Annotated in this window: 11 protein-coding genes; 6 read left to right on the top strand and 5 right to left on the bottom strand. The window is 65.0% G+C overall.

Translation table 11 applies throughout. The features are described from left to right. Positions 1–56: 56 nt before the first annotated feature. The 3 genes from NG697_RS16490 to NG697_RS16480 form a co-directional block, all read right to left on the bottom strand. The gene (locus NG697_RS16490; protein ID WP_252600492.1) at positions 57–1,037 is read right to left on the bottom strand and encodes a manganese catalase family protein; all 981 of its coding nucleotides are present in this window, start codon (positions 1,035–1,037) and stop codon (positions 57–59) included. Positions 1,038–1,182: 145 nt separating this feature from the next. After that, entirely contained in the window at positions 1,183–1,428 is a 246-nt protein-coding gene (locus NG697_RS16485; RefSeq protein ID WP_252600490.1) for a hypothetical protein, read from the bottom strand. A gap of 216 nt (positions 1,429–1,644) precedes the next feature. Next, positions 1,645–3,132, bottom strand: a complete 1,488-nt coding sequence (locus NG697_RS16480; protein WP_252600488.1) for an HNH endonuclease signature motif containing protein — start codon at positions 3,130–3,132, stop codon at positions 1,645–1,647. A 244-nt stretch (positions 3,133–3,376) separates the two neighbouring features. On the opposite strand from NG697_RS16480, the gene NG697_RS16475 reads away from it, so the two are divergent. Next, complete coding sequence (locus NG697_RS16475; protein WP_252614681.1) at positions 3,377–3,877, top strand: hypothetical protein; 501 nt, start codon at positions 3,377–3,379, stop codon at positions 3,875–3,877. A gap of 173 nt (positions 3,878–4,050) precedes the next feature. On the opposite strand, the gene NG697_RS16470 is transcribed toward NG697_RS16475, so the two are convergent. Together NG697_RS16470 and NG697_RS16465 are read right to left on the bottom strand one after the other, a co-directional pair. Further along, entirely contained in the window at positions 4,051–4,362 is a 312-nt protein-coding gene (locus NG697_RS16470; protein ID WP_252600480.1) for a thioredoxin family protein, read from the bottom strand. A gap of 131 nt (positions 4,363–4,493) precedes the next feature. Further along, positions 4,494–5,843: an MFS transporter gene (locus NG697_RS16465; protein WP_252600478.1), complete on the bottom strand. Its 1,350-nt coding sequence runs from the start codon at positions 5,841–5,843 to the stop codon at positions 4,494–4,496. Positions 5,844–6,058: 215 nt separating this feature from the next. Here NG697_RS16465 and NG697_RS16460 point away from each other — a divergent pair, with 215 nt between their 5' ends. The 5 genes from NG697_RS16460 to NG697_RS16440 all read left to right on the top strand — a co-directional run bounded on the left by NG697_RS16460 (position 6,059) and on the right by NG697_RS16440 (position 11,810). Then, complete coding sequence (locus NG697_RS16460; RefSeq protein ID WP_252600476.1) at positions 6,059–6,790, top strand: GntR family transcriptional regulator; 732 nt, start codon at positions 6,059–6,061, stop codon at positions 6,788–6,790. 136 nt (positions 6,791–6,926) lie between these two features. Further along, positions 6,927–8,273: an enolase C-terminal domain-like protein gene (locus NG697_RS16455; protein ID WP_058931159.1), complete on the top strand. Its 1,347-nt coding sequence runs from the start codon at positions 6,927–6,929 to the stop codon at positions 8,271–8,273. Next, positions 8,270–9,769, top strand: a complete 1,500-nt coding sequence (locus tag NG697_RS16450; protein ID WP_252614680.1) for an aldehyde dehydrogenase (NADP(+)) — start codon at positions 8,270–8,272, stop codon at positions 9,767–9,769. The genes NG697_RS16455 and NG697_RS16450 overlap by 4 nt, the downstream gene beginning before the upstream one ends. Then, the gene (locus NG697_RS16445) at positions 9,766–10,971 is read left to right on the top strand and encodes a fumarylacetoacetate hydrolase family protein (protein ID WP_252600472.1); all 1,206 of its coding nucleotides are present in this window, start codon (positions 9,766–9,768) and stop codon (positions 10,969–10,971) included. Before NG697_RS16450 ends, NG697_RS16445 begins: the two co-directional genes overlap by 4 nt. Beyond that, the gene (locus NG697_RS16440) at positions 10,968–11,810 is read left to right on the top strand and encodes a fumarylacetoacetate hydrolase family protein (protein WP_252610982.1); all 843 of its coding nucleotides are present in this window, start codon (positions 10,968–10,970) and stop codon (positions 11,808–11,810) included. Before NG697_RS16445 ends, NG697_RS16440 begins: the two co-directional genes overlap by 4 nt.

Raw genomic sequence — 11,810 nt, 5'->3', positions numbered from 1 at the left:
AAAGCGGACGACGGTGGGAGGTCCCGCCGTCGTCCGTCCTCAGATCATCCGCCCGCCTAGGACTTTTTTGCGGACTTTGCCGGAGCCTTGGCTTTGGTCTCTTTCGGGCTGTCTGCTTCCTTGAGCTCCACCTCGGCGGTGGCCTGGATCAAGGCGAGCAGGTCGGGATCGAGCCCAGGTGAGAACTCCTCACGGCGTTCGGGTGAGATGGTCATGGGGAAGCCTTCGGGGGCGACGTCGGTGCTGAGTTCGGTGCCGTCATTGGAGGGCGAGGCTCCACGGTAGAGCTTTCCGGCCTCGCTGAGGTTATCTGCGCTGAACGTGTACTGGATGCTCTGCAGCCCCTTGTCCAGCAGCTTCTTAACCTCGGGGAACTGCTCGGCATTGGTTTTGGGGATGGGCAGCACTTTGCCCCAGTTCACGCCCAGGCTTTCCAGCGCCTTGGCGAAGGCGTTCTCGTGGGCCTGGTCCCGGACAATGAGATACGCGATCGTGGACCGCGCCGTTTTGTTCTCCGTCATCTCGTAGATCCGGCACTTCTGCAGCCGGCCGGTGGATTCCAGCATGAGGTTGTACAGCAGGTCCAGGACCAGGTTGCCGCTGTTGTAGACGTAGGATCCGCTCCAGGGGTTGCCCGCAGCGTCTACCGGCAGGGCACCCTGGGCGCCCACCAGGTAGTGGTGGATATTGCTGGTGTCCAAAGCTATTTTCAGGGGTGTGGCACCTTTGGCACCCGGCTCATCCACGGGATCAGTCTTCTTGCCCTGGTACCGCGGAGATCCGTCCAGGAGTTGGGAGATAGTGGTGCCGATGAGCTCGACGTGGCTGATCTCCTCAGTACCGACGCCCTGGAGCAAGTCCTTATAGGGCTTGGAGGCAGGATCGCCACGGAAGTTCATGCTCTGGAACAGGTACTGCATCATGGTGCGCATCTCGCCGAACTGCCCGCCAAGGCCCTCCTGCAGCGCGTTGGCTGCAGCGGGATCAGGCTCGTCGGCGGCGATTTCGTTGATCAAAAGCTGTGTATGCAGGTACATGGGCTTCCTCACTTATTGAAATGATGACGGGCTGTTGACGCGCTCCGCGGCACCACCATAAGCGTGCTTAGGGATAATTGGCAAGCATGCTTACTATTTTGGGCATGGCTGAGGGCCAGTCAGCGGCAGCTCTGCACTGCGGCGGTCAATCGTCGTCGTGGTGGACAGCGGCAACGTCCCCGCTATCCACCGGACCCGCCTCTTCGGACTCAGGCACCGCATCGTGGTGCGGATCGTCTTTGTGGAGGGCTTCCTGGAGGTGGTGCTCTAATTTCTCCTCCGCCTCTCGGCGGCGTTGACCCACGGTCCGCATTTGCTGCGTTGTCGGAGCGGCGTGGGCGTGCTGGTGTGGGCCGTGATCCTGCGGGCCGTCAGCGATCTTCTCACTCATACTGAAATCGTCCCACCGTCCGTCAGTGTCGGGAAGGCTCCACTTCAAGTGCGAAGGACGACGCCGGGACCTCCCGCCGTCGTCCGCTTGTCTCTGGCGCGCTACGGGGTTGCCGGGCTCCAGGGTTGCGATCACCGGCGGCGAAAACCCGGAGGCAGGCTAGGGCCGGCACTGCGCAGGGTGCAGGGTGCATGCGCAGGCTGCTTTTGGGCACCGTCAGGCGGTGGAGTGGAGGAACCGTTCCACGCGGTCCTCGCCCAGGGATATCCCGGTGTGAACAAAATCCGGATCGCCGTAACCTTCACGCCGAGTGGGGAGCCGGTGCCCGGTCCTGCGCCCTTCCGGTTTCGGTTCTTTTGGCCAGTGTGGTGGTTCCCAGTCCTGGTGTTCACTCTTGTAGTGCCGGCCAGTGGGCGATATCCAGCCGGGTGGTTCGTTCTTTGTGGCTGGTGTGGGTTCCCAGGCGCTGGTGTGTCTCATGCGGTGATGTTTAGGGCAGGGTTGACCCAAATTCGATACGCCGGTGGTTCCGCCCTTGTCCCAGGCGAGGATGTGGTCCGCCTCGTTGTCCAGTGAATGGTTACTGCAGCCAGGGAAGGGGCACTTGCCGTCGCGCAGCCGGAGCCAGTTCCGCATGGCCTTGGTGAGGCGGTAGTTGGCGCGGCCGATCTCCAGGGGTGCCCCGTCCCGCGGGTCAACCAGGACCCGGTAGAACGAATCGGCCCCGTTCGCCACGAGGTCCCGGGCCATCGAGGCCGGGATCGGGCCGTAGCCGTCAAGCATCGCCGGTTCCTCGGTGGCGCCGAGCAGGGAAAATACCGGGACCGTCACCATCACGAGGGCCCGGGGCGGCGGATCCTGCCCGGGATCATGTTCTGCGGGGTTCCCGCCGCCGAGGAGGGCGGCGGCGAAGATGTCGGCCCGTAGCTGTGTGAGGGTCAGGGGCTCGTCCGGGCCCTGCAAACCACGGGCGACGGCGGTGGTCCGGTTCCAGATCCCGGTCGCCTGGTCCGCGGGGAGGTAGGCCGAGAGCCATGCCATCCCGTCCTGATCCGGGGCGTACTCGACCCGACGATCCAAAACACCCTTTGCGTGCCGCTTCTCGATACTCTCCGTATGGTGGCGTTCCCGCCAGGTGCGGGCCCTGTGACGGAACCGGAACGCCGGCATTTCCCCTGCGGGACAACCACCGGCCGCGTTCGGCGCATCCGGGTCCAGAAAGTGGGCCTCCAGCGACGCGGCACCGGCCGGGTCAAGGGTTGCGGCTTCATCCACCATGGCCCGCGCGTGCTGCCACGAAATGGTGCCCGCTTGCAGAGCGGACAGCGTCAGCGGCAAAACAGTCATCAGCAGCTGGGACTGGTTCAGCAGCGCACTTGCGGCCCGTTCGCCGATGGCCAGGACGCATGCGATCTCCGCGGTCACCGCCATCTCCTGCGCCTGCACCGGCGCACCTGGCGAAGCGATAGCTTGGGCGGTGTCCGCATATTCCACTGCGGCCCGGGCCTTCAGGGCAGCCATCCGCGCCTCAACTCCCGCGGCGCCGGAGAGGATGTCCAGACACGTATCGCCCAGGCCACGCAAAAGATCAGCCTCCGATGACACTTCAGAACCGGACCCGCCAGCCCCGTTCAGTGCGGAATTCAGCACGGCAATGGCAGCAATGATGTCCGCATATGCCTTCGCCACCGCCGCGTTTCCCATGTTTCCATCATCTAGTGAGGGTCTGACATTTAAGCGAGAATGGATTTCGGGGCGTGTGGCCAAAACGAGAGCCGGTTCTTGGCGATCGATGCAACCGCCCCGGATCATTTCTCCGCCGGGAAACTATCGTCCCCGCTGTCCCCCGGCCCGCCTCGTCGGACTGAGACACCGCATCGTGCCGGGATGGCGCCACGAACGACGGCGCGAGGCCCCGCAGTCGCGCGGCACGTGGAAGTATTCAGGTATGACTATCGATAATGATGATGCCAACACTCCGGCGCCAACGGACTCACAGGGCACAGACGCCGCGGCCGAAGTCAGCCGTGGCTGGTTCCACATCGGGGCCATCATTGTGGATGCCACGCTTCAGCGCCGCCAGAACTACAACGAAACCGTCAAGCCGCGCGTCGAAGCCCTCGTCGCGGAATGGCCGGATGCCGCCACAACCAGTGGATTCCGCCAGCACCTCGATACGGGGAAGCTCTCGGAAGTCATCGACTGGCCATCGCCTGGCCGCCTGGCCCAGATAGAGGACATTACGCAAGTATTCGAGCGTGAGGGCATCGAAACGGTAGCGGAGCTCCGCGGCACGCTCGAGGACCACATCCAGGGTGCGGCCCTCCGGGAAGCCCTTGCGCTAGTGCGGCACGTCAGTCCCAAAACGCTGGATTACATTGGCACATTGAGCGGGATCTCAACAGGTGCGGCCGCCGACCGGGCTGCCGGCGTGGAGGACCTGACCTAAGCGCAGATCGCTTTTAGTCGGCAAGTCAGCAAATGCGTTCAGGGCTGTCTGGCCGAAGCCGGAGGACAACCCATAAACCGCAGCGCCGGCAAATGTAGACGGGTTCGATGCCGAGCACATGCAGCTGCTTGCGACTCATCACCCTGCCGCAGCAGGAGCATCTGCAGGTCCCTTCAGAGTCCATTGTTTTTGAGCGCTTCGGTTATTTGGCTGATCGTCGGAAGACCCGCCAGCCCGCTTGGAGTCGCGTATATCCGGCAGGCCAGATCGTCTGCAGTCGCACCGGTCGGAACAATGTCGGACCCATTGAGGGTGATCGTGGGGGAACCCGCGAATCCCGTGCCCGCCGTATCCGGCGCGGACTCCAGGAGTCGTATGGTCACTGGAATATCGCTGTGTCCCAAGGCGGTCAGGGCTGATTCCAGTCGCTCCTGCGCCTTAGCAAGGTTGGGGCACTCGTCGATGTGGAGCAGTTCGATCCTCATAGAATCATTCTCCACCCCCAGCATCAGCCTCCGGGACTCACCGGCGGTGTGTGATGTGGACAAGCGGACGACGGCGGGACCTCCCGCCGTCGTCCGCCCGGTGGTTGAGCTAGTCGAAACCTGCCGCTCGACTACGCCGCGGCGGAAGCAGGAACCTTCAGGGGCTCCACCTTGCCCAGGACGAACAGGTAGTTCGCGGCTCCGGCCAGCGACACCAATCCGATGACCGCGAGCGGCGCCACGTAGGATCCCGTCTGGTCCACCAGGACACCGATCAGGACCGGCGTGAAGATGCCTGCCAGGTTGGAGGCGAAGTTCTGGAGCCCGCCGATGGATCCGACGTGGCGGGAGCTCGGGGCAACGTCCGCGGGGAGCGACCAGATGCCGGTGGCGGCGACGGTGAGGCTGGAGTATGCCACCGACAGGAGGGCAAGTGCCATCCACGCCTCGGGGACCACGGCGGCGAACATGATGACCGAACCGCCGATCAGACCGCCAGCGATGGCGGTCTTCCGGACCCGTGTGACCGAGACCCCGCGCTGGACGGCCCGGTCGGCAACGTAGCCGGCCAGCCAGCCGAAGGCCACCGCGCAGATGCCCGGGATGGCACCGAAGAGGCCGAGCTTGAGCAGGTCGAAGCCGCGTTCCTTCACGAGGTAGCTCGGGAAGAAGGTGATGAAGAAGTAGATGGCGCTGTTCAGGCAGAAGAAGCCAAACATCATGCTGAGGATGGTGCGGTATTTGAACAGTGAGCGCCAGGGGAGCTTCGCTGCGTCGGCGTCGTCGTTCGCTGCGCTCCGGGCACCGCCTCCCCGGATGTAGGCCCGCTCCTCGTCATTGGCCGTCGGGTGGTCCTCGGGGCTCCGGTACATCTTCCACCACACAACAGCCCAGATCAGGCCGGCAATCCCAATGATGATGAAGACCGCGTGCCAGGACGTGAAGGCGACGATCAACGTGACGATCGGCAGCGCGATGACCGCACCTACACGGGAGCCTGAATCCCAGATGCTGGTGGCAAAGGCCCGTTCGCGGACCGGGAACCAGGTGGCCACCACCTTGGCGGCGGTGCTGGGGGCCGGACTTTCACCGACACCGAGCAGGAACCGCGCGGCGAACAGCGACCAGAAATTCTGCGCAAAGGCGGTGACCATGGTGAACACGGACCACCAAACCGCTGCCAGGGTGAAGGACTTCCGCGGCCCAACCTTGTCGACGTACCACCCGGCGGCCAGCTGGCAGAAGTCATACGCCCAGAAGAAGGCGGCAAAAATGAGGCCCTGCTGGGTTGCCGAGAGCTCAAAATCCTTACCCATAAACGGCAGGGCAACGCTGAGGCTTGAGCGGTCAAGGTAGTTAATACTGAGCCCGATGAACGCGAGCCAGATGATCACCCAGCGCTTGCGGGTCATGGTGCGGGGAGCCTTGGACGAAAGATTGGGGGAAGAGTTGGGGGCGAGCCTGCTGCCTAGGACAGTCATACCGTCTCCTTTGACGTAAACGTGGCTTTCGGGTGCCTGGACACCGGGGAAGACGCCGAGGATTCCGGCGCAAGATCATGTAGGAATCGGAATAATCATATAGTTAATGTGATCCAGAGCAACTTTTGGAAGAAAACGCCCCACCCCCGGCCGCTCCCACCCGTGGAATATGATTCCCACAGCGACTCCACCAACCAGCACAAAGAGGTAACCGCGTGCCCACACGTCAATCATCCGATGCATCCAAAGGCAAGGCAGCCGTAAGTGACGTCTACGCCTCCATGCGGGCCTCCATCCTCAAGGGCGAAATCGCACCCGGCGCACGGATCAATATTGATGCGGTCTCCCGCAGCCTGGGCGTCTCACAGACCCCGGTCCGCGAAGTGCTGCAACGGCTGGAGGGTGACAACCTGGTGGTCTACAGCCCCGGCCGAGGATACAGCACCACGCCGCTGCTGGACCTACCCGCGCTGCGATCGCTCTTTGAGTTCCGGCTGCTGGTGGAACCGTGGGCCGCGCGGTCCGCGGCCGTGGACCGCCTCGCCAACCCAGCCGCGGCCTTGGAGAAGGAACTGTCGGCCATCCGCAACTCCATGAAGACCACCAGCGGCGACGCTCGGCAGGACCTCGTGGCCCATGACACCCGCTTCCATGACACCATCCTGCTGGCAGCCGGGAACCCGGTAGTCCAGCACGCCTTCGCCCAGACCCACTGCCACCTGCACACCTTCCGCCTCTACCCGGCAGACATCGACGGCGCCATCACCATCGCCGAGCACGCCACCGTACGGGAGGCCATCGCGTCCTGCCTGCCCGACCGCGCCGAGGAGGCCATGGCCCAGCACATCAGGAACTCCTTCGCCCGGTTCGCCAAGGCCTTCGAAGGCACGGCAGACCTCTCGCCGCTGGAGAACGGCGGACCACCAAGAAGGCATATCGTCACCTGAAATCGAAGCTCCGGCCTGCTGGCCGGGGCTTCTTTTTTCTCGGGCACTTGATCTGAGTCACCGTTCCTATATGATTATGAGAATTCATATAGGAATCGTGTTCACGAATTGAATTGACCAGAGAGAGAAGAAACCCATGACCTCCATCATTTCCATCCACACCCAAGACGTGCGGTTCCCCACGTCCCTGGAGCTCGACGGTTCCGACGCGGTCAACGTTGACCCGGACTACTCCGCTGCGTACGTCGTCATCCGCACCGACGCGGGCGACGAAGGCCACGGCTTTGTTTTCACCTGCGGACGCGGCAACGAAATCCTCACGCACGCCATTGACGCCTATGCCGGCCTGCTCCTCGGCCGGGACATCGATGAACTGATCTACGACCTCGGTGGCGCGTCGAAGCGCCTCATCCACGATTCCCAGCTGCGCTGGCTCGGCCCGGAGAAGGGCGTCACACAGATGGCGGCCGGCGCCCTCGTCAGTGCACTCTGGGACATCCGCGCACGGCGCGAGAACAAGCCCCTGTGGCTCCTGCTCAGCGAGATGCCCGCCGAAGAAATCGTCGACGTCGTAGATTTCACACACATCCGCGACGCTCTCAGCCCCCAGCAGGCACTGGACATCCTGCGCGCCGGCGAAGACGGAAAGGCCGCCCGGATCGCCGCCCTGAAGGTGGACGGCTACCCCGCCTACACCACCTCGCCGGGCTGGCTGGGCTACAGCGACGAGAAGCTCGTCCGGCTGAGCAAGGAAGCCGCCGCGGACGGCTTCTCCATGATCAAGCTGAAGGTGGGCGGCGACATCAATGACGACCGCCGCCGCATGGCCTTGGCCCGTAAGGCCGTGGGCGACCTCCCGATCGCCATCGACGCCAACCAGCGGTGGGAGGTCTCCGAGGCCATCGAGTGGGTCAACCAGCTCTCCGAGTTCAACCCCTACTGGATCGAAGAACCCACCAGCACGGACGACATCCTGGGCCACGCGGAGATCCGGAAGGGCGTTGCCCCCGTCCGCGTCGCCACCGGCGAGGCCGTCGCCAGCCGCATCGTGTTCAAGCAGCTGCTCCAGGCCGGTTCCATCGACGTCCTCCAGCTGGATTCCACCCGTGTGGGCGGCGTCAACGAGAACATCGCCAACCTCCTGCTCGCTGCCCGCTTCAACGTACCGGTTTGCCCGCACGCCGGCGGCGTGGGGCTGTGCGAACTCGTCCAGCACTTCTCCTTCTTCGACTACGCGGCCATCACAGGAAGCCAGGACGGCCGGATGATCGAGTACGTTGACCACCTGCACGAGCACTTCGCCGAGCCGGTCCGCATCGTCAACGGCCGCTACGCCGCCCCGGAACTCCCGGGCACCGGCGCCGAAATGCTCAGCGCCTCCCGGGCCCGCTGGGAGTTCCCCGCCGGCGCCGGATGGCTCGAAGTGGGCGACCGCGCCGCGGTTACGGGCGCCTCCGTGACCGGAGCCGGTGCTCTCCGATGACAACCACGGTCCATGACCTCAACGCGAGTGTCGACGCCGCCCACGCAGCCTTCGAAAAGGGCCGCGCCGCAGACCCCAGCACCCGCGCAGCCTGGCTGGAGGCGATAGCCGCCGCACTGGAGAACGACGCCGATGCGCTGGTGGAGATCGCTGTTCAGGAAACCCATTTGGGCGAGCCGCGGCTCCGGGGCGAGCTCAAGCGCACGGTCTTCCAGCTCAGGCTCTTCGCCACGGAGGTCCGCGACGGCGAGCACTTCGACGCCACCATCGATCACGTGGACGCGGACTGGGGCATGGGCCCGCGGCCGGACCTGCGCCGGCTCAACGTTCCCATCGGCGTCGTGGGCGTCTTCGGAGCCTCCAACTTCCCCTTCGCCTTCAGCGTGATGGGCGGCGACAGCGCCTCGGCACTGGCCGCCGGGTGCGCCGTGGTGCACAAGGCACACGACGGGCACCGGAACCTCGCGCTCCGCACCGCCGAGACCGTCATCGCAGCACTCGATGCCGCCGGAGCACCTTCCGGGCTGTTCTCGCTCGTCACCGGCCGGCCTGCCGCGGAGGCCCTGGTGGACCATCCTGCCGTGAAGGCCATCGGGTTCACGGGTTCGACGGCGGGCGGCCGGGCATTGTTCAACCGTGCCGCCGCCCGGCCCGAACCGATTCCCTTCTTCGGCGAACTGGGCGGCATCAACGCCGTATTCGTCACCGAGAACGCCTGGGCGGTGCGGCGCGACGAAATCCTCAGCGGATACGCCGCTTCATTCACTATGGGAATGGGACAGTTCTGCACCAAGCCGGGGCTGCTGTTTGTTCCGGCTGGAGAGGCCGACGGCGTCCGGCAGGTTCTGAGCGCCGCGCTGGCGGACTTTGCCGCAGCACGGCTGCTGAGCCCGCGGTTGCACGAGGGCTACCGGCAGTCCGTGCAGGATCTGCGGGGCACCACCGGCGTGGAGGTTCTCGTGGAAGGAGACTTCGTCGAGGCACCGGCGCCAACCGTGCTCCACACGACTTCCGCGGCTGTCCGCAGTGATCCGTCAATTCTGCGGCAGGAAATGTTCGGGCCGGCCAGCCTGGTGGTGGAGTACGGCGACGAATCGGAACTCCTGGAACTCACCGGACTGCTGGAGGGACAGCTGACCACCACGCTCCAGGCGGAGCCGGAGGATGATGTGTCAGAACTGGCCGCACGGCTGACGGACATCAGCGGCCGGGTCCTCTGGAACGGCTGGCCCACGGGGGTCACGGTCAGCTACGCCCAGCACCACGGCGGACCGTACCCCGCCACAACATCGGCCACCACCTCTGTAGGAACGGCCGCGATCCGGCGCTTCCTCCGGCCTGTGGCCTACCAGTCGTTCCCGGAAGGTCGCCTGCCCGAACCTCTGCAGGATGCCAATCCGTGGCGCGTTCCGCAGCGAGTGGATGGGGTGTGGCAGCGGCCCGTCCGGCAGGGACAGACTGCAGTCCAGACTGCAGGAAACGAGGTCCGGCCATGAGCGCCGCACTGGACCTCGGCGGGGCCTCGGTACTCCCGGAAGACGCAGCGCGGGCACTCCTGATCGGCCGCGTCTGGGACGTTGAAACCGGCGGACCACGCGTGGTCGCCGTCCAGGAGCAGGACGTCTTCGACCTCCAGCATCTGGCCGAAACCGTCTCCGAGCTCCTGGAACGGCCGGATCTCGTGGCCGCCGTCCGCGCCGCGATGACACTGCCCCGGTGGAAGACCAGCGAGATCATTCACGCGTCGCTGACGCAGGACGCGGCTCGCCCTCATTTCCTGGCTCCCGTGGATCTCCAGGTCATCAAGGCCTGCGGCGTGACGTTTGTGGACAGCATGATCGAACGGGTCATCGAGGAGCGTTGCGGCGGAGACGCCAGCCGCGCGGCCGAGATGCGGGAACTGGTGGGCCGTGCCCTCGGCGGCAGCATCAGCTCCATCCGGCCCGGCTCCCCCGCGGCTGCCGAAGCCAAGAAGGTGCTCATCGCCGAAGGCCTCTGGTCGCAGTACCTGGAGGTGGGGATCGGGCCGGATCCCGAGGTCTTCACGAAGGCCCCGGTGCTCTCGTCGGTGGGGCTGGGCGCGGCGGTCGGGATCCCTGCGTTCTCCTCCTGGAACAACCCGGAACCGGAACTGGTGCTGATTGCCACCTCGGCCGGCACAGTTGTGGGCGCAACCCTGGGCAACGACGTGAACCTCCGCGACGTGGAGGGCCGGAGTGCCCTGCTGCTGGGGAAGGCGAAGGACAACAACGCGTCCAGCGCCCTAGGTCCATTGATCCGGTTGTTCGACGACGGCTTCACCCTGGAGACGCTGCGCCAGGAGGAAATCCTGCTGCGCGTCGAAGGCCGGGAAGGCTACTCACTGGAGGGACGCAATTCCGTGTCCCGGATCAGCCGTCCGTTCGAAGAGCTCGTCGCCGCGACGGTTGGGAAGCACCACCAGTACCCGGACGGCTTTGCACTGTTCACCGGCACTCTCTTCGCGCCAACGCAGGACAGGGACCATCCGGGACAGGGGTTCACGCACCACATGGGCGATACGGTGACCATCCGCAGCCGCCACCTCGGGGCCCTCATAAACGTCGTGGGGGCGGCGGAACAGTTGCCGGAATGGTCGTTTGGCCTGCGGCAGCTGTTCGGCTATCTTCATGCCCAACGCGAAGTCCGCGCATCAAGCAGTAAGGAATATGCCTCATGAAGTTCGCCCAGATTGGCGCCCCGGGCGCCGAACAGCCCGTCCTGGTCCACGGGGACAGGCACTACTCGCTCCAAAGCATCACACCGGCCATCAACGGTGACTTTCTGTCCAACGGTGGCCCCGCGGCTGCCGCCGCAGCACTGGGCGCAGGCACGCTGCCGGACGTCAGCTCCGACGTCGTACGCTACGGCGCCCCGGTGGTGCGCCCGTCCGCCGTCGTCTGCGTTGGCCTGAACTATGCCGCCCACGCAGCGGAATCGGGTGCCCAGCCGCCGGAGCATCCGGTCATCTTTCTCAAGACACCCAATACCGTGGGCGGTCCGGACGATGCCGTGGCCATCCCCCGGGGATCAACCAAAACTGACTGGGAGGTGGAGCTCGGGATCATCATCGGCAAACGCGCCTCCTACCTGGACTCCCCCGAGGCCGCCCGGGACCACATCGGCGGGTTTGTGGTGGTGGACGATCTCTCCGAGCGTGACTTCCAGCTGAACGTTTCCGGCGGCCAGTGGTCCAAGGGCAAGAGCTCACCGGGGTTCTGCCCCACGGGTCCCTACCTGGTCACCCCCGACGAGGTCGACGCCGGCAAGCTGCGGCTGCGCAGCTGGGTCAACGGCGAAATCCGCCAGGACTCATCCACCGCGGACATGATCTTCGACGTCGAGACCATCGTCTGGAATCTGAGCCAGTACATGGTGCTTGAGGCCGGCGACCTCATCTGCACCGGCACCCCCGAGGGAGTCGCGCTGTCCGGGCGGTTCCCGTACCTGAAGGCCGGCGACGTTGTGGAAATCGAAATTGACGGGCTGGGGCGGCAGCGCCATGAATTCATCGCATGA

This window comes from Pseudarthrobacter raffinosi (genome assembly GCF_023913835.1).
Classification (GTDB): Bacteria; Actinomycetota; Actinomycetes; order Actinomycetales; family Micrococcaceae; genus Arthrobacter; species Arthrobacter raffinosi.
This window is presented reverse-complemented; position numbering and strand designations above follow the sequence as displayed.